Here is a 23,645-nt window from a genome sequence, read left to right on the forward strand (position 1 = left end):
AGAGGGCTTTGCATCAATGGCAGATATTCTCTCCCCGTACCAACTCCGGCAGCAGATCCGCAGCGGCGAATTCAGTAGCAACACCTCCGGTTACTGCGCCGGTTTTGTTCAGGGTAACCTGGCCATTCTTCCGGCAGATTATGCCGACGAATTTCTCAAGTTCTGCCAGTTCAATCCCAAGCCCTGTCCGCTGATCGGCATGTCCGCATCACCGGGCGACTTTATGCTGCCGGAGCTGGGCGAAGACGTGGATATCCGCACCGACGTACCGCGCTACCGTATCTATGAGCAGGGCGTCCTGCAGCGCGAAGTCACCGATATCACCGATTACTGGCAGGACGACATGGTCGCCTTCCTGCTCGGCTGCTCCTTCTCGTTTGAAGAAGCCCTGCTGGCCGATGGCCTGGAGATCCGCAATATCAGCGAGAAGGTCAACGTTCCGATGTACCGCACCAATATCGAGTGCAAGAGCGCCGGTCGTTTCAGTGGCACCACCGTGGTCAGCATGCGCCCGATGAAGCCGGCCGATGCGATCCGCGCCATCCAGATCTGCTCACGCTTCCCGTCCGTGCACGGTGCACCGCTGCACTTCGGCGATCCTGACGCCATCGGCATCAAGGACATCAATACACCTGACTTCGGCGATGCGGTCAGCATAAAGGACGGTGAAGTACCGGTCTTCTGGGCCTGCGGCGTCACACCGCAGGTGGCGATCGAATCCGCCCGCCCGCCGCTGTGCATCACCCACAGCCCGGGCCACATGCTGGTAACCGATCTGCCCAACAGCCGTCTGGCTATTCTTTAAGCCCGTCCAGAAAAGGAGACTCCTATGCCAATGCTGCTTAACTGCGACCTCGGCGAAAGCTTCGGTGCCTGGTCCATGGGTATGGACGAGCACGTCATGCCGCATATCGACCAGGCCAACGTGGCCTGCGGTTTTCACGCCGGCGATCCTCTGGTGATGCAGAAAACCCTGCGCATGGCGAAAGAGAACAACGTGCAGGTGGGCGCACACCCGGCCTATCCGGACCTGATGGGCTTCGGCCGCCGCTCGGTACACGCCAGCGCCAACGAGATTCATGCACTGGTTCACTACCAGCTCGCGGCCCTCGACGGCATGGCCGCCAGTGCCGGCATCGAACTGGCCTACGTCAAACCACACGGCGCCCTGTACAACGACATGATGGCCAAGCCGTCGGTGCGCCAGGCGATCATGAAAGCGATCGCGGACTACTACCGCCCGGTCAAACTGATGCTTCAGGCCACGCCGGAAGAAGAAAATCACCGCCAGGAAGCGGAGCACTACGGCATCGAGCTGCTGTTCGAAGCCTTTGCCGACCGCTGCTACGACGACGACGGCAAACTGCTCTCCCGCACCAAGCCGGGCGCGGTGCATAACCGCGAAAAGATGCTCGAACAGGTTCGCCAGATTGCCGAGGAACAGACCATCACCACGGTCAGCGGCCACAAGCTGAAGCTGCATATCGATACCATCTGTGTGCACGGCGATAACAATGACGGTGTCGAGGCAATCCGCGAAATCCGGGAGATGCTGGCTAAATGAGGATCGAAGTCGCAGGCGAAAACGCCCTGATACTCTATTTCGGTGAGGAGACCGACCCTCGCGTTTCCGCCCAAGTGCAGCGCGCCGTGGCCGAGACGGAAGCCCGCCTTGGCAGCGCCATTATCGACCTGGTGCCCTCTTACGCTTCTCTGCTGGTGATCTACGATCCGCTGCAGATCGACCACCTGCTGGTCAAACGCCTGCTGTCCGACCTGGGCAGCGACAATGCCGACGCAGAGGTCAGCGAAGGCAGCCTGATCAAACTACCGGTCTGGTACTCCAGTGAGTCCGGGCCGGACCTGGAAGCACTGGCCGAACGCGCCGGCATGAGCGTCGACGCTGTGATCGACCTGCACGCCAGCACCGAATACCGTGTCTACGCCATCGGCTTCGCCCCCGGCTTTGCCTACCTGGGTCAGGTGGACGAGCGTATCGCGGCACCACGCCTGTCCACGCCGCGCCAGTCGGTCCCCCGCGGCTCAGTGGCCATTGCCGATCGCCAGACCGCCATCTATCCGGCTGCCTCACCGGGCGGCTGGAACCTGATCGGGCGCTGCCCCACCCGCATGTTCAACCCGGATGCCGAGCCCTGCATGCCCGTACAGGTGGGCGACCGGGTCAGCTTCGAGCCGATCAACAAGGAGCGCTACCTGGAACTGGGAGGTGAACTGTGAGCGGATTCAAGGTACTTGGATTCAAGGTACTACAACCGGGCCTGATGACCCTGATCACCGACCTGGGACGCTTCGGACATCACCGTATCGGCCTCACCACCGGTGGACCGCTCGATCCGTTCGCGTTTCGCTGGGCCAACCGCCTGCTGGGGAACGATGAAAACGCCACCGCACTGGAGGTCAGCATCGGCGGCCTGGTGATCGAAGCTCAGGTAGACACCTGGGTTGTCTTTACCGGCGGCGAGATGCCACTGAAGATCGGCGGCGAAGAGGTGGAACGCTGGACCGCGCACCCGGTAAAGGCAGGCCAACGCATCGAAGCCGGTTTTAGCAAAAACGGCGCACGCGGCTATCTTGCCGTCAGCGGCGGCTTTGAGATCGCACCGATGTTCGACAGCAGCGCCACCGTGCAGCGTGAAAAGCTGGGTGGTCTTAACGGCCAGAAGCTGCAGAGCGGCGACCTGCTGCCCTGCAAGGCCGCCGCCAATGCCGACGGCTTTACCCTGGCGCAAAAGTACCGCCCGGATTACGCCAGCAAAGCACCGCTGCGAGTCATTCTCGGCTATCAGCAGGACGCCTTCAGCGCGGTACAGAAACAGATCTTCTTTACCAGCACTTACAGGATCAGCGATCGCGCTGACCGCATGGGCTACCGCATGGAAGGCCCGGCGATCTCACCGTCAATCAACGGGATTTTGTCCGAAGGCATCTGCCTGGGCGCAATCCAGGTGCCGGCCGACGGCCAGCCGATCGTGCTGCTGAACGACCGCCAGACCATTGGCGGTTACCCGAAGATCGGCAGCCTGTTTTCGCCGGACACCGCCCGTCTGGCACAGATGCTTCCTGGCACCGAAGTGACCTTCGAGCCTTTTACCCAGGCCGAGGCGCACAACCAGCTGCTATTACAGAAGCGCTATAACGACAATATCGAACCGATCAAGGTGACAGCCTGATACAGGACAGTATGGCCATGACAGACACTCAATTAAGCAAACAGATCGAAGACCTGCTGGTACGCCAGAACCTGCGCGGCATGAAAGATGTACAGCCGGCGCTGCAGGAAGGCTACTACGAACGCGCCGCGAACTACCTGCGTGACTGCAAGGGCACCATCCTGATCGGCACCGGCTTCCCGGTGGTCGACACCTTTGAGACCGACGGCCCCGTTGGCGCCATCGCTCTCTACCAGACCCTCAAATACCTGGGCGCGGATCCGGTCATCGTCTGCGGTAAACCGATCTCGAAGATGCTGGCACCGGACTACAAGGTACATGAGATCCAGGTGGGCGAGCATGACGAGCGTGAACTGGAAGCGCTTGAAGCCCTGGCCCGCTTCGACCCGGACGTGGTGCTCTCCATCGAACGCCCGGGACAGGCAAAGGATGGCGGCTACTACAACATGCGCGGCGAGAGCATCAGCCCGCGTACCGCCTGCTTTGACACCTTTGTCAAAGCCGCCAACTGCCCCACCATCGGTATCGGCGACGGCGGTAACGAGATCGGCATGGGCAACATCTACGACGCCATCAGCAAGCTCAATATCGTGCCCGCAGCCACCCGCGTCGATGAGCTGCTGATCGCCGACGTCTCCAACTGGGGTGCTTACGGCATTATCGCACTGCTGGGCTACTGGAAAGGCGAAGACCTGCTGGGTCGACTGGATCCTCAGTCAATCCTGCAGTACCTGTCCGAGCGCGGCAGCGTCGACGGCGTGACCCGACTGAACGAGCTGACCGAAGATGGCCTCCACGCCAGTGAGGGGGAAGCCCTCATCGCCGAACTGCGCCAGCTGACCGGCTTCGCCTGATTCAGAACAAGGGAGAGACAGGGGTTGCGGTTAGCCAATCTGAATACATTTCTGACAGTTGCGCGCCTGGGTAGCTTTCACGCCGCGGCCGCGCAGCTGCACGCTTCCCAGCCCGCCATCTCCGCCCGCATCGCGGCACTGGAAGAGGAGCTTAACGTTAAGCTCTTCGTGCGCGACAAACGCGGCACGCACCTGACCAGTCGCGGCACCCAGCTGCTACCCTACGCTGAAAAGTTGCTGGCTATAAGCCGTGAAATGCGTGCCCAGCTTGACGATGACACTCCCGAGCGCGGTACCATCCGCGTTGGTATCGCCGACACCCTGGCCCACCTCTGGCTTGCCAAACTGCTCGCCACCTGGCATGACGAACATCCGCTGATCGCGTTTGAACTGATCGTCGACACCACCTCTTCACTGATCGAACAGCTGAAATCCTCCGAGCTGGACCTGGCGCTGATGGTAGCCGATGAACACCCTCTGCCAAGTTTTGTCAGTGAACCCCTGTGCAGCTATCCGCAGTGCTGGGTCGCCAGCCCTTTGATTCAGGGAGTGGAACAGGTCAAAACCCTGCAGGACCTGTCCAACTACCAGATCCTCTCGTTCACCCGCCGCAGCCGCCCCTGGCAGTATCTGAACGAACTGTTTCGCCCCCTGGGCGAGCAGGCACCGGTGATCCATTCCTGCAGCTCCGTCCCCAGCCTGCTATCGTTAGTGGAGCAGGGTGTGGGTGTGGCATTTATGCCGGAACCCCTGGTTCATTCCGCCATCGCAAACGCCGATCTGGTCGCCTTGGAAAGCCTTCCAAAGGCGCCGCCACTTAACTTTTGTTGCGCCTGGCGACTCGATGACGACAGAATACTGCCACGGCTCCTCACCGATACCGCCCGAAAAATGATCAGAAATCAGCAGTAGTATTTTCTGTTTTTCTTAAAATAATAAGAGCTTTTGATAGATTACTTCTATTTCGTGCAAAATTTTCTTTTTATTTAAAACAGTATTGCATTGATTTTTCGCTTTCATAAAAATCACTTCATTCTGAACACTAGCATACAGGGATTCGCTGGCCTCCAGCGCCTGGCAACAAGAGGTTTTCAACCATGAGCATCGCTTACCTGAACGGCAGCTTCCTGCCCCTGGAAGAAGCGCGGATTTCTCCGCTGGATCGCGGCTTCCTGTTTGGTGACGGCATCTATGAAGTCATCCCCTACTACGGCGGCAAGCCGGTTGGTCTGGCTCCGCACATGCAGCGCATGGCTGATGGCCTGGCTGCTATCGAGATCAAGTGCGACAAGAGCATCGAAGACTGGCGTGTACTGCTCGACGATCTGATCGCCAAAAACGCCGACCAGGGTGCAAACCTCGGCGTCTACATCCACGTTTCCCGCGGTGCAGATACCAAGCGCTACCACGCCTACCCGGAAAACGTAGAGCCGACCATTTTCGCCTTCGCTTTCCCGATCAAGGATCCGGAGCCGGTCGATCGCACCAAGGCCCACGGCTATGCCGTATCCAGCACCCAGGATCTGCGCTGGAAGCGCTGCAACATCAAGTCCACCGCACTGCTCGGTAACGTCATGCACTACCAGCAGGGTCATGCTTCCGGTCACGGTGAAATCCTGCTCTACAACGAGAACAACGAACTGACCGAAGCCAGCTCCAGCAACGCTTTCATCGTTAAAGATGGCAAGGTCATCACCCCGATTCAGGATCATCAGAACCTGCCGGGCATTACCCGTCGCATCATTATCGACAGCCTGAAAGCGGACGGCTCCATCCCGGTTGAAGAGCGCACCGTGACCATGGACGAAGTTCGCAACGCGGACGAGATCTGGATCACCAGCTCCTCCAAGGAGATCGCGCCGGTCATCGAGCTGGACGGCAACCCGGTCGGTAACGGCGAAGTGGGCCAGGTGTGGGAAAACGCCTTCCGCATCTACACCGAGCGCAAGTTCGACTTCTGATCCTGTCCGGGTGAGCTGAAGCGGCTCACCCGGACACCTGACCCGATCTCAGGGTCGCAGATACGACGAAGGGGCCTGATGGCCCCTTTTTAGTGTCTTCGTTTTGTACCTTCAGCAGGCTACCTTCAGCAGCCAGAGGCGTCTGCCGGCCGGTGCAGCCAGCAGCACAGCGACTCTTCTCAACTGCAGCCTTCCAGCGTTGCCACCAGATCCTTGAACGCCGCCCGGTTGGCATCATTGAGATCGATCAGCACGCGATGGGCATCGATAATCCGCTCTCTTACCTGCTCTTCCGACTCCATAACAAAGGGAACCTGCTCCAGATCCACACCGCTCGCCGGCACACTGTCGAGCAGCAGGAACACCTGATCGAACCCCATGGAGTAGAGAATCCGCGTGATGTCGTCATTGGTGGAAATCAGCGTGGGTCTGGGCAGCCCCTTCTCCGCCGCCTTGATCGCCAGCTTTGCTATCAACCCCAAAGAAGTACTGTCGATCGTCGTTGTCTCAGTCAGATCGATAAGGGTGTCTTTGATTTCGCGCCGCGCCAGCATAGTTTCAAGATGCAGATCGATCGTCGAGCAAAGTGTCAGTCGCACCTCACCCACGAATTTCAAAACATAATGTCCATTGCGGCAGGCATAATAGATCGAGCCGTCGCTCATACTCACACTCGGGATACCGTCATTATGGCTACATCGTCCGGATTCACCCGTCCGGCCGGAATGATAAAGTCGCATATCGACTGTGGTGAAAGATTCTTCCCTCCACAGGCAGCAAGCAGCACTTGCTCTTTCTCATCCAATGAGTCGCCCTCGGCAACTTCCAGTATGCCATCGGAGAACAGAGTAATCGAATAGGTGGGATCCAGTGCAATACGCCTTTCATCGAATACCGGTTTTTCGAACAAACCTATAGGCATCCCTCGCCCTTCGAGAAACGCGACCTCCCCGCCCTGCGCAAGAACCGGCATCGGGTGATGCCCGCCTACAGCATAGGTCAGCGATGAGTCCCTTTCATCAATAAGACCGATAAACATGGTCAGATGCTTGCCCAGCCCGGTCAGCAGCAGCTCTCTGTTGACCCGGTGCAAGGTGGCCAGCGGCGATTGAATATCAAAGCTTGAGTTGCGGTTATAGTTGCGTACCAGGCGATATGTCATGTTTTTCAGCAACACCGTAACCAGCGCCGACGAGGCACCATGACCCGACACATCAGCCAGGTAGAAAATGGTCTGGTATTCGTTGATCGCGATGGAATCAACAAAGTCGCCGCTGAGCAGCAGACTGGGCTGAAGTACATATTCGAAATCAATATGGTTCAGCTCGCGCACCGGCGGCGGCAGGAGCTTTTCCTGCAGCTGCTGGGCGGCATGCTGATCCGCTTTAAGCTCATCGAGGCTGCGCTCAAGACTCTCGCGCAGAAAGCGCACCTCTTCGATCATCCTCACCCGCTGCAGCTGCCGCTGCAGGGAGCCGATAAAGAGCTGAGGATGCAGGTGCAGCTCGGCCAGCGAAAAAACGTCATCCGCGCCGTTGCGAAGCACCGCAACCATGCCTTCAGCAGTACCCTCCTCAAGCAGCGCCATGGTCGACATGGGGCTCAAGTGCGCCGCGAGCTGGTTCAGGTATTCCACATCGGTGAACGTGCTGCAATCAACGATCGCAAGTGAGATCTCATGGTGCTCGAGAACGCTTTCGACCTCATCGGTATTACGGACAACAAGCAGACGCAGCGAAGCCTCCTGGCACTGCTCGCACAGATCGAAGATAAGATCGATCACGTCTGTTGACGCAGATACTACAAGGATCGCCTGCTCTCGTTGAGACATTAATCAGTCGCTCGGTTTTGCTGACATACGGGACGGCAAACGACCGGTATCACCTCAAGTCGCACCCGAATATCAGAAATCGCTATCGTCGTACTTTACCGGAATCTCACCATCATAGATGAGATACTCGCGGCGTTGCAGGTAGGCATCACGGACGAAGATATATTTATCGCCGCTGATAATCTTCTCCGCCTCAAGCAGCTGTGCACGGGCATCGATCAGGGCGAGGCCGTACAGCGTGTTCCGGGTCGGTACATGATCTACGTAGGTGGACGGTGAAAGGTTCCAGTCAGGCACCAGACCTACAGTATCACGTACGGTACTCGGGCCCAGCAGCGGCAGAACCACGTAAGGACCGGGACCCACACCCCAAACGCCCAGCGTCTGGCCAAAACCTTCGCGCTGTTTTTCCAGCCCCATCGGCGTTGCTACATCGATGAAACCGGCAATACCGAAGGTGGAGTTAAAAACAATACGGGCCACGCTGGTCAACGCATCGTCGCCTTTTCCCTGCAGCGCGCTGTTGACCGCTGAACGTACGTCGCCCAGATTGCCGAAAAAGTTACTGACGCCGGTCTCGGCGATATCCGGCATGATATACCGATATCCCTGAGCGACCGGCTTGAGGGCGTACTTGTCGACCTGCTCGTTGAACGAGAACATGGCCCGGTTGTAGCCCTCCCACGGATCTGCCTCACTGGCGACCGCACTACCCAGAGGTGCGGAGGCAGCCATTGTCATCGCGGTATACACCACTCCCTGACGCAGCTTTTTGAACAGCATTGCAATTCCTTAAGATCTAGAACGTATTCGCGGCATTTTAACCTTGTTGCAGGTGCGATAAAAAGTAAAAGGCAACTTTTTAGCTGAAAATGTTCCGCCTGCCGCCGGAGCGCAGAACTTTCTTTTTCAACGCCCGGCACTAGACTGAAAAACGAACCTGAGTTTCAGCAACACACCGCAGACAGGGCATTTCTGGAGGCACCCCATGCCAAGGGTTCTGATTGTCGATGACGAAGCCAATATCCTGCTGTCACTGGAGTTTCTGATGCAACAGTCGGGGTATGAGGTGGTGACAGCCGGCGATGCGGAATCCGCTCTGGAGATGATTCGCAACCAGCTCCCCGACCTGGTTCTTCTCGATATCAGCCTGCCCGGTATGAGTGGCTTTGACCTGCTGGAGATACTCCGCTCGGAAGAGACAACCCGCACTCTGCCGGTGATCATGCTAACCGCCCATGGACGCGAGATCGAAAAAGAGAAAGGGATGGCACTTGGCGCCAACGGCTACATTACCAAGCCCTTCTCGACCCGGGAGCTTGTCGCACGGGTGGAGGCATTGCTGAATCCAGCAGCGGATAGCGGAGCCTGATCATGGCTCCACGTCAGCGCCTGCTCGGATACTGGATGCTGGCCACCGGCGCCCTGGCCGCTGCCGGCGTTTTTGGCGCGATCTGGCTGCACACCCGGCTCATCCCCGACACCACCACCAGCGCGGTCATCTGGCTGCTTGCCGCCACGCCCGCCACCCTCTCCCTGGTCGTCGGCCTGCTGCTGGAGAGCCGCCTGCTGCGACCGCTGCGCCAGTTCCAGGTACTGATCGCCCGCCTAACCGCGAGTCCCGATGCTGCCGGCGACTTCCCTCTCGATGGCTGGCTCGCAAGCGCACAGGCGGATTTCGACCACCTTAGACTCGGCTGGCGCAACGACCGGGAACTGATGCGCCACGCCCGCGAAGAGGGCGCACGGCACGCCGATCAGATCCGCCAGGAGCTGGAAGCAGTACTGGACGTGCTGGAGATCCCGCTTTTGATCTGCGATGACCATCAGCGCATCCTGCTGTTCAACCCCTGTGCCGAACGGATGTTCCGTGACCGCCAGCCACTGGGCCTTGGCCGCCGTCTGGGCCAGGTCATTCCCCACGCCAGTCTTGGCGAAGCGCTGCGCCAGTTGCCGGAGGATGGCAGCCCCAGACAACTACTGCTGCCGGACCAGGCACACTGGCTGAGGTGCGAGATTCGCCGCCTTGGCGGCAAACATGGCGAAGCGCTGATACTGCTGCGCGATACCACGGAGCTACTCACCAGCGAGCAGAGCTGGCGGCGCAAACTGGCCGCCCAGCTGCCGCGGCTCAGAGCCCATGCCGGCAACCTCTCCAGTGCCGCCCAGGCACTGATGCAGGCGGACTGCAACGCACCGGTCAGCGCCCGCTTCGGCAAAATGATCGAGGAGGAAAACCAGACCCTGGCGGCTAACATCGACGGGCTTTCCCGACTGCTGGAAACCGAACCCCTGAAGCATGCCCGGCTCGATGAGATCTGGTCCAATGACCTGCTCGGCGCACTCGCCGACAGCCTCGGCGGTACGCCTGCCGAGCTGACCCCCACCGGCATTCCGCTCTGGCTCAGAGCCGACGGGCCGACGCTGCTGGCCCTGCTGCACCTGTTACTGACCCGTCTCGCCGACGCCACGGGCAGTCACCAGTTCTACGCCGAACCCCTGCTTGGCAACCGCCGCGTCTACCTGGACCTAAGCTGGCAGGGGCCGGCCGTGAACGAAAGCCAGCTGGCCGGATGGCGCGACCTGACGCTGTTCGATGAACCCCTTTCTCCCCGTGTTGGTGATGTACTGGAGATGCATGAGACCGATCTCTGGAATATCCCACGCGAGATGGAGGGCGAATCCTGCCTGCGTCTGCCGCTGCCGGCCTCCCTGCGCGGGCTGGAGCCGCGCCAGGCGCGACAGGCTGCAACCGCGGATCGGCCCGAGTACCACGATTTCACCATCGCCGACCTGCCGGCCCCGGACCAGGATCTGGCGAATATCCCGTTGAACCAGCTGGAGATGGTGGTATTCGATACCGAAACCACGGGGCTGAACCTGCGCGCCGGGGACCGCATCATCAGCATTGCCGCCTGCCGCATCGTCAATGGACGGCTGTTGGCGCAGGACTATTTCGACCAGAAGGTAAACCCGGGCCGCCCGATTCCGGCGGAAAGTACCGCCATCCACGGGCTGATCGACAGCGATGTGGAGCACTCGCCACCGATAGCGGTAATCCTGCCCCGCTTCCGCCAGTACCTGGGCCAGGGCGTCCTGGTGGCCCATAACGCAGCCTTCGACCTGCTGGCGGTTCGTCTGCCCGGCGCAGAAGCGGGCATAGAGTTCGACCGGCCGGTACTGGACACCCTGCTGCTGTCACGGGCACTGGACCCGACACTGGAGGGGCACGGCCTGGATGCGCTGTCCGAGCGATTCGACCTGCATTTCCCTCCCGGCACCCGGCACACGGCACTGGGCGACGCCCGGGTCACCGCCGAACTGCTGCTGGCCCTGCTGCCAAGGCTCGCCGCCCGGGGTGTTGAGACCCTCGGCGATGCGCTCGCACTGCAACGGCGCATCGAACAGGGAGGCGAGGCATGAAGCCCTCCCGCACCAGCCTGCTGACAGCACTGGGTATACTGGCCCTGCTGCTGTTCTCCCCGCCCTTGCTGCTGCTATACGACCGCGAAGGACCCTGGGGCTTTTCAGCGCTGTCGCTGGTGATCTACCCACTCTGGGGCCTGGTCATAGTGCTGGCGGCACTGGTGCTGGAAGGCAGGGATGAGAAGTAACCTGGCTGTATTGATCGTGGCGTTCAGCTACCTGGCGCTGCTGTTTGTCATCGCCGCCTGGGGCGACCGGCGCGCCGCGCAGAAGCGTTCCATCGTCAATTCGCCCACCATCTACGCCCTCTCTATCGCGGTCTACTGCACCGCCTGGACCTTTTATGGCAGCGTCGGCCGCGCCGCCACCACCGGCCCGAGCTTTCTGCTGATCTACCTGGGGCCAACCCTGGCAATGCTGGGTGGCTGGCTGTTCATCCGCAAGATGATCCGCATTGCCCGGGCGCAACGCATCACCTCCATCGCCGATTTCATCAGTGCCCGCTATGGCCGCAGTGGCTCGCTCGGCGCACTGGTCGCATTGATCGCGGTTATTGCGATCATGCCCTACATCGCCCTGCAGCTGAAAGCGATCACGGTCAGCTACGGCCTGCTTACCGCCTACCCGGATCTGACGCCGGCGACGATCTCGCTGGGCGACTTTCTTAATGACAAGGCGTTCTGGGTGGCGCTGGTACTGGCCGTGTTCATCATCCTGTTCGGCACCCGCCACCTGGACGCCAGCGAACGCCACGAGGGGATGGTGGCCGCCATCGCCTTCGAGTCCCTGGTTAAGCTGTTTGCCTTCAGCGCCGTGGGCCTGTTTACCACTTTCTGGCTGTTTTCCGGCCCCTCGGACCTGTTTCAGCAGGCCCGGGCCAGCGCGCCTGAACTGCTTCAAGCCTTTGGCCTGGATGCCGTTCCCGGCGGCACCCTGGGCTGGTTTGGCACCCTGACACTGTCGTTTCTGGCGTTTATCTCCCTGCCGCGCCAGTTCCAGGTGCTGGTGGTGGAAAACGTCAACGAGCAACATCTACGTCGTGCCAGCTGGCTGTTTCCGCTCTACCTGCTGCTGATCAACCTGTTCGTCATCCCCATAGCGCTGGCCGGGCTGATGGCGGGCAGCGCCACCGGCGAGCCGGACAACTTCGTTCTCACCCTGCCTCTGGCCCAGGGTCTTACGCTGCTGCCGCTGCTGGTATTTATCGGCGGACTCTCCGCCGCCACCAGCATGATGATCGTCGAAACCATCGCCCTCTCCACCATGGTGTCCAACCAGCTGGTGATGCCGGTTCTGCTGCGCTGGCGACGTCTTAATCTGGCCCGGCGCCAGGACCTGTCGGGCTGGCTGCTGGGTATCCGCCGCATCGCCATCATCCTGATCCTGATTCTTGGTTACCTCTACCACGCCCTGATCGGAGAGGCTTACAGCCTGGTCACCATCGGCCTGGTCTCCTTTGCCGCCGCCTCTCAGTTCGCGCCGGCACTGCTGCTGGGCCTGTACTGGCGCGGCGCGGCACGACGTGGCGTCGCCTGGGGGATGAGCGCCGGTATTCTGATCTGGGCCTGGACCCTGCTGATCCCCGGTTTTGCCCTGTCCGGCTGGATCGACACCGGGTTTATCGAGAGCGGACCTCTGGGTATCGAATGGCTTCGCCCCTACGCCCTGTTCGGGCTTGAGGGCTGGGATATCTATACCCACTCGCTGTTCTGGAGCATGCTGTTTAACGTCGGTCTGCTGGTGGGCATCTCGCTGTTTACCCGCCAGAGCCACCTGGAACAGACCCAGGCGGCACTGTTTACCAACGCGCTGCGCCCGGAGATGCAACAGGTCGCCATCTGGCAGGGTCATGCCAGCCGCTACGAACTGTTTGCGCTGCTGAACCGTTATCTCGGCGAAGCCGCCACTACCCGGTTAACCGGTATTGAACGTCCCGCCCCCGAGGACGAAACCCCCGCCTCACCGGCCATGATCGCCGCCGCCGAACAGGGCCTGACCGGCGCGCTCGGCAGCGCCACCGCCCGGATTCTGATCAACTCGGTGGTCCGGGGCGAAGCCCTGGATATGACCTCGATCCTGAGTATCCTCGACACCACCTCCCAGGCACTGGAGTACAACCGCCGGCTGGAACAGAAGTCCACTGAACTGGCCCGGATCGGTGAGGAGTTGCGCCACGCCAACGAGCGCCTGCGCGAGCTGGACCGGCTCAAGGATGAGTTTGTCGCCATGGTCAGCCACGAGCTTCGCACACCACTCACCTCGATCCGCGCCTTCGCCGAAATCCTGCACGACACGGCAGCAATGCCGGATGACAAGCGGCGCCATTTCCTGGAGGTGATCGTGCTGGAGAGCGAACGTCTGTCGCGGCTGATCGAGGAGATGCTGGATATCGCCCGGCTTGAATCGGGCCGCCTGCAGCTGAAGCCCGAGCCCTGCGATCTCAAGCAGCTGATAGAGCGCTCGGTTGATGCGGTTACCCGGCTCAACGAAGAGCGCGGAGTCACACTCGCACTTCAGCTGCCCGACGCTCCCTGCCAGGCCCTGGCCGACCCTGACCGTCTGCAGCAGGTGCTGATCAACCTGCTCGGCAACGCCAACAAATTTGCCGCTGATGAACACCCGGAGGTGCGGCTCAGCCTTGAGTGCGGTGCGGATTGCGTGGTGATTCGTATCGAGGATAACGGCCCCGGCATTCCGCCAGAGGAGCGCGACAAGGTGTTCGAGAAGTTCCACCAGATAGAACAGGCGCAGCAGCGGGAGAAAAACGGCGCACAACCGCGCCCCCAGGGAACCGGACTGGGACTGCCGATCAGCCGCGGTATTATCGAGCAGCTCGGCGGCCGGCTAAGGGCCGAGGAGAGCCCCGTCCTGGGCGGCACTCGCATGGTGATTGAGCTGCCCAACCGGCAAAAGGTCTCAGGCAGCAGCGATGCGCTGTAACTGGCGCACCCGTTTCAGATCCAGTTTCAGCTGTTCCTGTTCGGCATGACTCAGGCAGCGCAGGTCGATCCAGTTATCCGGCTTACGGCCCTGATCCAGCGTCTCCAGCTGGGTCAGCAGCAGTCGTTCCAGCAGCCGCCCGAACACAGCTTTCAGCGCGCGCGCCTCCCCCGGTTTCAGCGCCCCGGCCGCGGCCAGGGCATCAAGCCGGCTGCGACTGCCAACCTCCCGACAGTCGTGCTGCAGTGCCAGACGCCGCAATGATGCGGTCAACGGCAGCAATCCCTGGCGCTTCAGGTTGATCGCATCGGAATGAGGCGCCTCGCGGCCATCTCCCTGCAGGCGCTCGAAGCGATCCAGCGCCACCGGTGCTTCATCGAACAGTTCCGCCATCTCGTGGAGAAAAAGCCCGGCGGTGGGAACCTGCTCCATGACCGCATCGCGCAGCTGTTGCGCCAGGGCCGGGTCGCCATAGACCGGCGAGAAATCGAACAGGATATTGCACTGCTGTACCAGCTTCACTTTACGGGACGCCATCCAGAGTGACATCTGCGCCCGCCAGTCGTTGATCGGCTTGCGCCACAGAGGCCTGGACGCCATCACCTCACCCTTGCAGAGCGGGATACCGGCACTGTCCAGACGCCGGGTGAATCCTTCCGCCAGGGTCAGAAACCAGGGGTCGATTTCGTTATGCCGCTGGGGCGGATAGCTGTCGATGATCAGGGCGTTATCCTGGTCCGGGTGCAGCAGGCTTTCGTGGCGTCCACCCGAACCCATCACCAGCACGCAGAAAGCCAGCGGCGGCTCGCCCCAACCTTCGGCAAGCATCTCGTCCAGGGTCTGCTCGATCGCCAGACGATAGAGATGATCATTGTGCTCGCTGATCAGCTCGCAGACCAACCAGCCGGGAAGCTGGTAATCGAGCAGCGCCGTTGCCAGCTCCGCTTGCAGCCGCTTTTGCCCAGCGAGAGTTTCGGCCGTGGCCAGAGACGACAGAAGCCTGCGCAGCGGCTGAAGCAGTTCGCTGAGTCGGCTATCGAGGTCAGTACTATCGGCGAAAAGATTGCGCCAGATGGAAGGCACCCCTCTTCTCCTTTTTTAATTTCAGGATAGAAGTCGGGAGCCGGGATGTCAGCGAGGCAGTTCAGCAGGAGATGACAGGCAATAAAAAACTCCCCGGCGAGATCATCACCGGGGAGTTTCGGAGCTCAAGCCCGTTGGGCTATCAGGCGCTCAGTTCAAGCAGCAACTTGTTGAGGCGGCTGATGTAGGCCGCCGGATCTTCCAGCTGGCCACCGGCCGCGAGGTCTGCCTGATCGAACAGGGTCAGGGCCAGGTCCTTGAAGCGATCTTCGTCCGGCTCCTGGTCCAGTTTGGCGATCAGCGGATGCTGCGGGTTGTACTCGAAAGTAGGCTTCACTTCCGGTACCGGCTGGCCGGCGGCTTCCATGATCTTACGCATCTGCGCACCCATGTCGTAGTCACCGACAACCAGGCAGGCCGGTGATTCGGTCAGACGGTGAGTGACGCGCACTTCGTTGACGCGTTCGCCGAAGGCAGTGGTCAGGCGCTCGGTGAGGCCTTCCATCTGCTTGGCAACCTCTTCCTGCTCTTTCTTCTCTTCTTCGGTTTCAGTGTCGCCCAGGTTCAGCTCACCCTTGCTGACATCCTGGAAGGACTTGCCGTCGAAGTCGAACAGCTGGCTCATCATCCACTCGTCGATACGCTCGGACAGCAGCAGAACCTCGATGCCCTTCTTGCGGAAGATCTCCAGGTGCGGGCTGCTCTTGGCGGCGTTGTAGGAGTCGGCCACCACGTAGTAGATCTTCTCCTGACCTTCCTTCATGCGGCTGACATAGTCGTCCAGACCCACGGTCTGTTCGGCGTTGTCGTTGTGGGTGGACGCAAAGCGCAGCAGCTTGAGAACTTTCTCGCGGTTGGTGTGATCCTCGGCCGGACCTTCCTTCAGTACCTGACCGAACTCTTTCCAGAATTCGTTGTACTTCTCGGCGTCGTTCTTGGCCAGCTTCGCCAGCATGTCCAGCGCACGCTTGGTCAGCGCGGTGCGCAGCTTGTCCACGTTCGGATCCTTCTGCAGGATCTCGCGGGAGACGTTCAGGGACAGGTTTTTGGAATCAACCACACCCTTGATGAAGCGCAGGTACAGCGGCAGGAACTCATCCGCCTGGTCCATGATGAAGACACGCTGGATGTACAGCTTCAGGCCTTTCGGCGCATCACGGTTCCACAGGTCGAACGGTGCACGCTCCGGCAGGTAGAGAAGGCTGGTGTATTCCATGTTGCCTTCCACCTGGTTGTGCGCCCAGGTCATCGGATCGGCGAAGTCGTGGGAGACGTGTTTGTAGAACTCCTTGTACTCCTCGTCGGTGATCTCGCTCTTGCTGCGGGACCAGAGAGCCGTCGCGGTGTTGACGCTTTCAAACTCCGGCGCCTTGCTCTCTTCTTTGTTCTCGTCTTCGTCTGCAGCCGGCGCTTCTTCCTTCTGCATCAGCACCGGAATAGCGATATGGTCGGAATACTTGCGAACCAGGCTACGCAGACGGAAGCCGTTGGCAAACTCCTCTTCGCCCTCTTTCAGCTTCAGCACGATCTTGGTACCGCGCTGAGGCAGATCTACCGGCTCGATGCTGAACTCACCTTCGCCAGTTGAGGACCAGTGCACACCTTCGCTGGCGTCGAGACCGGCGCGACGGGTAAACACGTCAACCTGGTCAGCCACGATAAAGGCGGAGTAGAAACCAACACCGAACTGGCCGATCATCTGGCTGTCTTTGGCCTGGTCGCCGGTCAGGTTGGAGAGGAAGCTGGCGGTACCGGACTTGGCGATGGTACCCAGGTGCTCGATAACGTCCTGACGGCTCATGCCGATGCCGTTATCGGCAATAGACACGGTCTTGGCGGCTTCGTCGAACTCGACGTAGACCTTCAGGTCGCCATCGTTTTCATACAGATCGGCGTTCGACAGCGCTTCAAAGCGCAGCTTTTCGCCCGCGTCGGAAGCGTTGGAAATCAGCTCGCGCAGGAAGATTTCCTTGTTTGAATAGAGCGAGTGAATCATCAGCTGGAGCAGCTGTTTCACTTCTGTCTGAAAGCCAAGGGTCTCTTTCTGTGTTTCTGTGCTCATAGGTCGTCTACCCAACTCCACATAGCGATTTATTGTCTTCTGCAGAGATGGGGACGGCCTAATGGATTTCAAGGAAAAAAGTCGTTTTAAAGCTTGGTGCTCATCATCAGCGTCTTCAGGGTCGGCGAGGTGAACTCACGATGGTAGAGCACATAGACCACACCGGCGGACACCAGCATGAACAACCAGGGATTGATCAGCCAGCAGAGCACCGCCAGACTGAAGTAGTAGGTGCGCAGCCCCACATTGAAGTTGTTGGCCGCCATGGAGCCCATACGTGCCATCCGCGTGGCGTGAGCCTGGATCTGCTTTTCATCCAGACCATCACTGGGCAGCGGCGAGGAACCGATCATCACCGAGACAAAGCCGTACTGACGCAGGCTCCAGGTGAACTTGAAAAAGGCATAAACGAACAACGTCAGCAGCACCAGTAGCTTTACTTCCCACTCCAGCGGCGTCGAGGGATGTACCATTGGCAGGTGTTGAACCAGTGTAATCGCCCGGTCGGTGTAGCTGAGCAGCGTCATCAAACCGGCCAGCACCAGCATTGTGGTCGAGGCGAAAAACGCCACCGTGCGCTCCAGGTTCGCCACCGCCGCCGTATCGGCGATGCGGACATCGCGGGTGAGCACCCGCATCATCCACTCCTTGCGATACATATGCATCACGCTGGCCAGACAGGAGGTGGTATAGCTCTTTTTCTTGGCGTACCACATATAGCCGCGAAAACAGATCAGAAACCAGGCTAACGCCACAATATTGAGCCAGTTTTCGGTGAAGAGCTGAATGGTTTCAAGCATGATATCTGCGCTAATCAGGTGAGTAATATCATCAGCTTAGCGGCGTTCGGCCCGGCTGTCTGCCCTGAAGTTGACCCCGCATCGAATAAACTGAACCGTTCTGATCAACGCCAGGGTACGGGGCCGCATACGGCGGACATAAAAAATGCCCACACGAGGTGGGCATTAAAAGGGACTTCTAACTAGAGACCTTAAATCTAACCTTACTCTTAACCTTACTTCGGATCTTCGTACGGCAGACCGACATACTGCTCAGCGATCACCTTGCGGCCGTTTTCGCTGTTCAGGTAGTAATTCAGCTCGGATTCCATGAAACGCTTCTGCATCAGCGGGTCCATACCGGTGCTGGACACTTCGCCTTCGAAGTCGTGCATCATGTTGGTCATCCACCAGGAGAAACGCTCACCGTTCCAGACACGGCGCAGTGCGATCTCGGAGTACTGGCTGATGCAATCCTTGTCACCGTCCTTGTAGACACGGGTCAGGATCTTGTAAAGCGTCGCCACGTCGGATGCGGCCAGGTTCAGACCCTTGGCACCGGTAGGCGGTACGATGTGTGCTGCATCGCCGACCAGGAACATGTTGCCGTACTGCATCGGCTCGCAGACGAAAGAGCGCAGCGGTGCGATGCTCTTTTCGATGCTCGGACCGGTCTGCATGTTTGCAGCAACGTCAGCGGGCAGACGCTTCTTCAGCTCATCCCAGAAACGCTCGTCGGACCAGTCTTCAACCTTGTCGGTGAGGGGCACCTGCAGGTAGTAACGGGAACGGGTCAGGGAGCGCTGGCTCGCCAGGGCGAAACCGCGGTCGCTCATGGCGTAGATCAGTTCTTCGTTACACGGCGGTACGTCAGCCATCAGGCCCAGCCAGCCGAACGGGTAAACGCGCTCATGCTCGGTGCGCAGCTCTGCCGGGATGGTCTGACGGGAAACACCGTGGAAGCCGTCGCAGCCGGCAACGTAATCGCAGTCCAGACGGTACTCTTCGCCATCGTGGGTGAAGGTTACATACGGAGTGTCGGACTTGACGTCGTGCGGCTGAACTTCGCTGGCCAGGTAGTAGGTTTCCAGCTTGGCCGCTTCGCGCGCTTCCATCAGGTCGCGGGTGATTTCAACCTGGCCGTAGCAGACAACCACGTCGCCACCGGTCAGTTCTTTCAGATCGATGCGATGACGCTCGCCATTCACAGACAGTTCAACGCCCTCGTGGACGTGGCCTTCTGCATCCATACGCTCGGCAACGCCGGCTTCACGTACCAGATCGGCAAAGCCCTGCTCAAGGATACCTGCGCGGATACGGCCAAGGACATACTCGCCTGTCTGGCGCTCAAGAATGATGTTGCTGATGCCCTGCTTGCTAAGCAGCTGACCGAGCAGCAAACCGGAGGGACCTGCGCCAATGATGGCAACCTGAGTTTTTAAAGTCTTCATCGCAATCTCTTGTTTTGTCGTTGGTTGGGTGAGAGCAATGTTCCAACAGTTCGGGCTGCCAAAGAATGGAGGATTTCTCCTTGTACTTGCACTTTTCGAACACAGGCAACCAGTAGCCGATACCACTCACCGGTAGCAGTTATGTCCCAAGCATAGTGCAGAACAGGCAACCTGCTGGCATGTATGCACCGGTTTCAGGCAGGCAAAGCCCGCTTTGAACCATTTTCCCAGGCCCGTATTTTGCTAAATCCCCCTGCCCTCAAGGCGCAGCCGTCATACAGCAACCGGGGACTCTGAATGGATATCTGCACAGAAACCTTCACCGAAGTGAATCAGCACGCCCAATCACTGACGCACTGGCCGCAGGAATACGACCAGATCACAGAGGGGCGCTTTGAAGGCTATCTGCAAGATGTCCGGGTCGGGCCCGTACGCCTGTTCCGCGAGAGAATGAACTGCGGCGTGGCCCAGCACACCCACACACCGGCCGGACAGTATGGTCTGCTGATCCCGCTGCGGCTGGAGGCACGTAAAACCTCTGATCAGGCACGTTGCGTGCTGTCCGATGGCATCACCTTGCTGCCCTTCGATCAGGATTTCTTTTTCGTCGCACCGCCGGAGACCGATTACGCGGTGATAGCACTGGACCAGGCGCAGATGGAATCAACGCTGAGTCCGGATGATCTTGAGCTGTTAAGCGACTCGCGTCGCAGCCAGGGAACACCGCTGACGCCGGAGCAGCTTCACCGGGCCCGGGGCAAGATGTTGTCTCACCTTAAAGAGATGGAAGCGCTGACCCAGGGTGGCAGCGGATGCCCAAAAAGTGCCTGCCCCAGCTCCACGGCAGCCATGGAGTGCGGTATTCGTGACCGCCTGTTACTCCTGGCACTGGAGCTTTACGATCAGGCGCTGGGTCTGGGCAAACCTCAGCCGCTTGGCAACTACCATCACCATATCGTCCATGCGAGCCACGCTTATGTGACATCGGACGAAGGGGCCACCGCCAGTATCCTGCAGCTGTGCAAGCAACTGGATATTCCGCGACGTTCACTGAATTACAGCTTCGAGAAAGTGACCGGTTGTTCGCCGAGCAAATATCTACGCTCGGTAAAACTGAACGCGGCACGGCGTCAGCTGCTGACTACCGATCTGCCGATCACGTCGGTCGCCGCTAACTGGGGATTTTTTCATCTGGGCTATTTCGGTCAGGAGTATCGCCGCCTCTTCGGTGAGACCCCCTCGGCCACCCGCAGCAACGCCGGCCGGTAAGGCATCACCAAACAGGTTAGACCAAACAGCAGGAACAGACCGCCGCCAAGACGCTGATCCAACACCATCGGGAGGACAAGAAACTCAGGCAGCGCTGCCAGCATCATGCTGTGATCCATCGTTGTATGTACCGCGTTGTATAGGTCGGGCACGACCAGCATCGTCGCACCCCAGGCCAGCATCGGGCCAGACATGGACAGATTGATCCATAAGCCCAACCGATATCCGCTTTCTTCGCTGCTATATGCTCCCCTCGCTTGCCAGGCAGCCTTCGTTTGCCACACAGCAAGCAGCAGCGCCAGCCCACTCAGCGCCATGGCCCAGCGCATTGCCATGTAGAGCACGGCATCGTGCATCAGCGCCGTGTGCAGCGACGGCAACATCCAAATCCAGGACAGCAGCGCGAACACCAGCAATAGGGCGACAGCAGGTGCCGGTGCTCGACCGGTACGTCGCACACCCTCAGTGCGCTTAGCCCCGGTCAGCGCCAGCATCCACAGCATCGGCGCCAGATGATGAATCGCCACACTCTGCAGGCTGTGCAGCCAGATCGAAAATCGCGCCAGCTGATCGCCCCAGGGCAGCATGCCGAGCAGGAACAGGATGCTCCCGAGCAGCATCGGTCCCCGGGCCAGTCCGAGCTTGCGGCTCAGTGTGAGCAGACCCAGCACGAGCGAAGATGACGCTAACAGATCAAACAGCATCAACCCGAGTGGCAGATTCATCATCGGTGCTTCCTCTTCAAATCAACACAGGGAGATTCAGCTACAGCAGCTGCTGGCCCCCTGCTGATCCTCATGCGCATTGACGCTGCCACTGTCCTTGCTGCCGGGCAGATCCATGGCCGGGTTGGCATTGAAGAAGTTGTTCGGCTTGAGCGTGAAGCCCACGTACTCCACCGGCATCACCGGAAAATCCTCCGGTTTGCAGATATGGGTATGGCCGTAGGTGTGCCAGAGCACGATATCGGTGTTCTCGACGCTGCGGTTCTGCTCGACGTACTTCGGCAGCCCGTCCCCCGGATGCTGGTTGGTGTACTTGCCGGTACCGTATAGCTCGTCGGGATCGTAAGGCGTTACCCAGACATGGTTGCGGGCGAAGCCGGCACGGCGACCGATATAACTGTCGGGCTGGGCCAGTATGGCCGGGTTGTGCTCCGCCACCAGTTTGTAGCCGGTGGGGTTGCCGACCGCGTTTTTCACGTTCGGGTTGATGATTTTCCAGAAACGCCCGGTCTGGCCATTCGCCTGGCGCGCGGCCTGCTGCTCGGTCTTGAGCAGTGTTGCTTCGGTTTTGAAGGCGCTGCCCCAGGGGTTGGCGTCACCGGTTTCCAGCGGGCTGAAATTGGTTTCCATCACGCTGTTCTGCTCGCCATCGAGCATCATGTGCAGACGGGCATTGAAGAAGTGCTGATGGGTCGGGCCGTAGATCTCCGGCGTCACCAGCCCGCCGCCACATTCAGGCCGTGTGCCCGGTATCAGTCCGGCGGTCTGGATGATGCCGGTGAGTTTGGTTTCCAGCTGGATAGTGCCGTCCTGGTAGAGGTACCAGTAAAAGCCGTAGTCGTAGTTGCCGACGGTGCAGAAGAAGCTGATCACCAGACGGCGTGAGCGGCGCACTTCGAACACGCCGGTCCGGAACTCGTAGTGCTTCCAGAGTGTGCCGTAGTCCTCCTCGTGCATGCAGACGGCGTTCTTCATCAGGAACGACTCGCCCTTGTCATCCACGGCGGGAATATCGAAATAGCGGATCGCACCGAGGCAGTCACAGCCCAGCTCAAGCTGGTTGGCGAGACGACCAAGGCCGTACTCGCTGCCATCGAAGGCGCATTTCCAGTAGTGGTTCAGGGCCGTATCGGAGTATGGCACCGCCATGTCACTGACACTGGCGCGGTAGATGATCGGGCGTGTTTTGCCCTTGTCGTTATAGCTCAGCTGGTTCAGCACCAGACCTTCACGCGGCGTGAAACCGACACGGAACTCCCAGTTCTGCCAGCTCACTTTCCAGCCATCGACCTGGAAGCTGACGCCCTCCGGCTGAACGATATGCAAAGGTTTGAGTCCCTCACGCGGTTCGCCCAGGGACGGCGTGTCGTAGTTGCGCTTGGTCTTGGGAATCGGGGTATCGCGACCGTCATCGAGCAGCTCGATCACCCGCTCCTCATTCAGATCGATAATCGCTACCAGCCCTTCAATGGGATGGGCATAGCCGTTATCGACCATCTCGTCGCGGTAGAAGGCCACACCGCGCATCAGGCGACGTCCCTTGTATTTCGGGTCGTCACCAAAGTAACCGAAAGACCAGGGATCGATCTGGATCTTCTCGATATCCTCGTCGGTCAAACCGCGACGTTTTACGGCCGCACGCCATTGCGGGTCCTTCTGCACGATCTCGACGCAGGTGAAAAACTCCTCCATCATGATCGGTGCCTGACCGGAATCTGCGGGATCCAGCGGCGTCCACTCAACCACCTCCTGATCCACCAGGTCGACGATCGCCTCGGCCATCTCTCCGCTGTCCTTGTCCAGCACCAGCGCAAACGCCTTGCGGGAGAACGCCTTGCCGGGCTCATGCGCCAGCACCTCGGCTTTCGGCGGCTCCGCCAGCTGCAGATAAGGAAAACGGCAGGCGTTGGACAGAGACTTCTGCTCCGTCAGCAGCGTCGTGGCCAGCTCAAGCTCCTCTACCGAGAGTGGATCGAGTGGATGGGTGGCAACAACACCGGGGGTGGTTTCGGGCTTGAAGGACTCCGACGAGCAGCAGACGTTCATGGCATTTCCTCTAACTGATGATTGAGC

Annotated in this window: 21 protein-coding genes; 12 read left to right on the forward strand and 9 right to left on the reverse strand. The window is 59.7% G+C overall.

Annotated elements, in window-relative coordinates:
* Positions 1-16: 16 nt before the first annotated feature.
* From ACQUQP_RS14110 to ACQUQP_RS14140, 7 genes are all read left to right on the forward strand, one after another.
* On the forward strand, positions 17-805 hold the full coding sequence (locus tag ACQUQP_RS14110; RefSeq protein WP_432695670.1) for a putative hydro-lyase: 789 nt from the start codon (positions 17-19) through the stop codon (positions 803-805).
* A 24-nt stretch (positions 806-829) separates the two neighbouring features.
* Positions 830-1,564, forward strand: a complete 735-nt coding sequence (locus ACQUQP_RS14115; protein WP_432695671.1) for a 5-oxoprolinase subunit PxpA — start codon at positions 830-832, stop codon at positions 1,562-1,564.
* Complete coding sequence (pxpB, locus tag ACQUQP_RS14120) at positions 1,561-2,238, forward strand: 5-oxoprolinase subunit PxpB (RefSeq protein WP_432695672.1); 678 nt, start codon at positions 1,561-1,563, stop codon at positions 2,236-2,238. Before ACQUQP_RS14115 ends, pxpB begins: the two co-directional genes overlap by 4 nt.
* Positions 2,235-3,191, forward strand: a complete 957-nt coding sequence (locus ACQUQP_RS14125; protein WP_432695673.1) for a biotin-dependent carboxyltransferase family protein — start codon at positions 2,235-2,237, stop codon at positions 3,189-3,191. The genes pxpB and ACQUQP_RS14125 overlap by 4 nt, the downstream gene beginning before the upstream one ends.
* A 17-nt stretch (positions 3,192-3,208) precedes the next feature.
* A complete protein-coding gene (locus ACQUQP_RS14130; protein ID WP_432695674.1) occupies positions 3,209-4,045 on the forward strand; it encodes a DUF4392 domain-containing protein in 837 nt (278 codons plus the stop codon).
* A gap of 24 nt (positions 4,046-4,069) precedes the next feature.
* A complete protein-coding gene (locus ACQUQP_RS14135; protein WP_432695675.1) occupies positions 4,070-4,957 on the forward strand; it encodes a LysR family transcriptional regulator in 888 nt (295 codons plus the stop codon).
* Positions 4,958-5,142: 185 nt separating this feature from the next.
* The gene (locus tag ACQUQP_RS14140; protein WP_432695676.1) at positions 5,143-6,006 is read left to right on the forward strand and encodes an aminotransferase class IV; all 864 of its coding nucleotides are present in this window, start codon (positions 5,143-5,145) and stop codon (positions 6,004-6,006) included.
* Positions 6,007-6,185: 179 nt separating this feature from the next.
* Here the strand turns inward: ACQUQP_RS14140 and ACQUQP_RS14145 are convergent, their stop codons facing one another.
* The 3 genes from ACQUQP_RS14145 to ACQUQP_RS14155 form a co-directional block, all read right to left on the reverse strand.
* Positions 6,186-6,671 (reverse strand): STAS domain-containing protein, encoded by a 486-nt coding sequence (locus tag ACQUQP_RS14145; RefSeq protein ID WP_432695677.1) that lies wholly within the window; start codon positions 6,669-6,671, stop codon positions 6,186-6,188.
* A 2-nt stretch (positions 6,672-6,673) separates the two neighbouring features.
* Positions 6,674-7,837 (reverse strand): PP2C family protein-serine/threonine phosphatase, encoded by a 1,164-nt coding sequence (locus tag ACQUQP_RS14150; protein ID WP_432695678.1) that lies wholly within the window; start codon positions 7,835-7,837, stop codon positions 6,674-6,676.
* A gap of 72 nt (positions 7,838-7,909) precedes the next feature.
* Entirely contained in the window at positions 7,910-8,620 is a 711-nt protein-coding gene (locus ACQUQP_RS14155; protein WP_432695679.1) for an MlaA family lipoprotein, read from the reverse strand.
* Positions 8,621-8,825: 205 nt separating this feature from the next.
* Between ACQUQP_RS14155 and ACQUQP_RS14160 the strand changes: the two genes are divergently transcribed.
* Genes ACQUQP_RS14160 through ACQUQP_RS14175 form a run of 4 tightly spaced genes read left to right on the forward strand, consistent with a single transcriptional unit; the run spans position 8,826 to position 14,203 of the window.
* On the forward strand, positions 8,826-9,209 hold the full coding sequence (locus ACQUQP_RS14160) for a response regulator transcription factor (protein WP_432695680.1): 384 nt from the start codon (positions 8,826-8,828) through the stop codon (positions 9,207-9,209).
* Between the two features lie 2 nt (positions 9,210-9,211).
* Positions 9,212-11,260: an exonuclease domain-containing protein gene (locus ACQUQP_RS14165; RefSeq protein WP_432695681.1), complete on the forward strand. Its 2,049-nt coding sequence runs from the start codon at positions 9,212-9,214 to the stop codon at positions 11,258-11,260.
* Positions 11,257-11,451 carry a hypothetical protein gene (locus ACQUQP_RS14170; RefSeq protein ID WP_432695682.1) on the forward strand — a complete coding sequence of 65 codons (195 nt, stop codon included), beginning with the start codon at positions 11,257-11,259 and terminating at the stop codon, positions 11,449-11,451. Before ACQUQP_RS14165 ends, ACQUQP_RS14170 begins: the two co-directional genes overlap by 4 nt.
* Complete coding sequence (locus ACQUQP_RS14175; protein WP_432695683.1) at positions 11,441-14,203, forward strand: ATP-binding protein; 2,763 nt, start codon at positions 11,441-11,443, stop codon at positions 14,201-14,203. The genes ACQUQP_RS14170 and ACQUQP_RS14175 overlap by 11 nt, the downstream gene beginning before the upstream one ends.
* On the opposite strand, the gene ACQUQP_RS14180 is transcribed toward ACQUQP_RS14175, so the two are convergent.
* The 4 genes from ACQUQP_RS14180 to pobA form a co-directional block, all read right to left on the reverse strand.
* Complete coding sequence (locus tag ACQUQP_RS14180; protein ID WP_432695684.1) at positions 14,180-15,286, reverse strand: DUF294 nucleotidyltransferase-like domain-containing protein; 1,107 nt, start codon at positions 15,284-15,286, stop codon at positions 14,180-14,182. The two genes, ACQUQP_RS14175 and ACQUQP_RS14180, sit on opposite strands and share 24 nt — an antisense overlap.
* A gap of 142 nt (positions 15,287-15,428) precedes the next feature.
* Positions 15,429-17,348 (reverse strand): molecular chaperone HtpG, encoded by a 1,920-nt coding sequence (htpG, locus tag ACQUQP_RS14185; RefSeq protein ID WP_432695685.1) that lies wholly within the window; start codon positions 17,346-17,348, stop codon positions 15,429-15,431.
* Between the two features lie 86 nt (positions 17,349-17,434).
* Positions 17,435-18,148 (reverse strand): DUF599 domain-containing protein, encoded by a 714-nt coding sequence (locus ACQUQP_RS14190; RefSeq protein ID WP_432695686.1) that lies wholly within the window; start codon positions 18,146-18,148, stop codon positions 17,435-17,437.
* Between the two features lie 215 nt (positions 18,149-18,363).
* Positions 18,364-19,578: a 4-hydroxybenzoate 3-monooxygenase gene (pobA, locus tag ACQUQP_RS14195; RefSeq protein ID WP_432695687.1), complete on the reverse strand. Its 1,215-nt coding sequence runs from the start codon at positions 19,576-19,578 to the stop codon at positions 18,364-18,366.
* A gap of 297 nt (positions 19,579-19,875) precedes the next feature.
* On the opposite strand from pobA, the gene ACQUQP_RS14200 reads away from it, so the two are divergent.
* The gene (locus ACQUQP_RS14200; protein WP_432695688.1) at positions 19,876-20,847 is read left to right on the forward strand and encodes a helix-turn-helix domain-containing protein; all 972 of its coding nucleotides are present in this window, start codon (positions 19,876-19,878) and stop codon (positions 20,845-20,847) included.
* Here the strand turns inward: ACQUQP_RS14200 and ACQUQP_RS14205 are convergent.
* Complete coding sequence (locus tag ACQUQP_RS14205) at positions 20,784-21,575, reverse strand: cytochrome c oxidase assembly protein (RefSeq protein WP_432695689.1); 792 nt, start codon at positions 21,573-21,575, stop codon at positions 20,784-20,786. The genes ACQUQP_RS14200 and ACQUQP_RS14205 overlap by 64 nt on opposite strands.
* A 33-nt stretch (positions 21,576-21,608) precedes the next feature.
* Entirely contained in the window at positions 21,609-23,618 is a 2,010-nt protein-coding gene (locus ACQUQP_RS14210) for a primary-amine oxidase (RefSeq protein ID WP_432695690.1), read from the reverse strand.
* Positions 23,619-23,645 lie beyond the last annotated feature (27 nt).

Source organism: Marinobacterium sp. YM272 (genome assembly GCF_050908845.1).
GTDB lineage: Bacteria > Pseudomonadota > Gammaproteobacteria > Pseudomonadales > Balneatricaceae > Marinobacterium_D.

Bases quoted from the DNA above. Each gene is read 5' to 3' on its own strand.
- ACQUQP_RS14140 (WP_432695676.1), top strand. From the start codon at position 5,143: ATGAGCATCGCTTACCTGAACGGCAGCTTCCTGCCCCTGGAAGAAGCG.
- htpG (WP_432695685.1), bottom strand. From the start codon at position 17,348: ATGAGCACAGAAACACAGAAAGAGACCCTTGGCTTTCAGACAGAAGTG.
- ACQUQP_RS14200 (WP_432695688.1), top strand. From the start codon at position 19,876: ATGGATATCTGCACAGAAACCTTCACCGAAGTGAATCAGCACGCCCAA.
- ACQUQP_RS14160 (WP_432695680.1), top strand. From the start codon at position 8,826: ATGCCAAGGGTTCTGATTGTCGATGACGAAGCCAATATCCTGCTGTCA.
- ACQUQP_RS14115 (WP_432695671.1), top strand. From the start codon at position 830: ATGCCAATGCTGCTTAACTGCGACCTCGGCGAAAGCTTCGGTGCCTGG.
- ACQUQP_RS14190 (WP_432695686.1), bottom strand. From the start codon at position 18,148: ATGCTTGAAACCATTCAGCTCTTCACCGAAAACTGGCTCAATATTGTG.
- ACQUQP_RS14155 (WP_432695679.1), bottom strand. From the start codon at position 8,620: ATGCTGTTCAAAAAGCTGCGTCAGGGAGTGGTGTATACCGCGATGACA.
- ACQUQP_RS14210 (WP_432695690.1), bottom strand. From the start codon at position 23,618: ATGAACGTCTGCTGCTCGTCGGAGTCCTTCAAGCCCGAAACCACCCCC.
- ACQUQP_RS14165 (WP_432695681.1), top strand. From the start codon at position 9,212: ATGGCTCCACGTCAGCGCCTGCTCGGATACTGGATGCTGGCCACCGGC.
- ACQUQP_RS14170 (WP_432695682.1), top strand. From the start codon at position 11,257: ATGAAGCCCTCCCGCACCAGCCTGCTGACAGCACTGGGTATACTGGCC.
- pobA (WP_432695687.1), bottom strand. From the start codon at position 19,578: ATGAAGACTTTAAAAACTCAGGTTGCCATCATTGGCGCAGGTCCCTCC.
- ACQUQP_RS14205 (WP_432695689.1), bottom strand. From the start codon at position 21,575: ATGATGAATCTGCCACTCGGGTTGATGCTGTTTGATCTGTTAGCGTCA.
- ACQUQP_RS14145 (WP_432695677.1), bottom strand. From the start codon at position 6,671: ATGAGCGACGGCTCGATCTATTATGCCTGCCGCAATGGACATTATGTT.
- pxpB (WP_432695672.1), top strand. From the start codon at position 1,561: ATGAGGATCGAAGTCGCAGGCGAAAACGCCCTGATACTCTATTTCGGT.
- ACQUQP_RS14130 (WP_432695674.1), top strand. From the start codon at position 3,209: ATGACAGACACTCAATTAAGCAAACAGATCGAAGACCTGCTGGTACGC.
- ACQUQP_RS14175 (WP_432695683.1), top strand. From the start codon at position 11,441: ATGAGAAGTAACCTGGCTGTATTGATCGTGGCGTTCAGCTACCTGGCG.
- ACQUQP_RS14150 (WP_432695678.1), bottom strand. From the start codon at position 7,837: ATGTCTCAACGAGAGCAGGCGATCCTTGTAGTATCTGCGTCAACAGAC.
- ACQUQP_RS14110 (WP_432695670.1), top strand. From the start codon at position 17: ATGGCAGATATTCTCTCCCCGTACCAACTCCGGCAGCAGATCCGCAGC.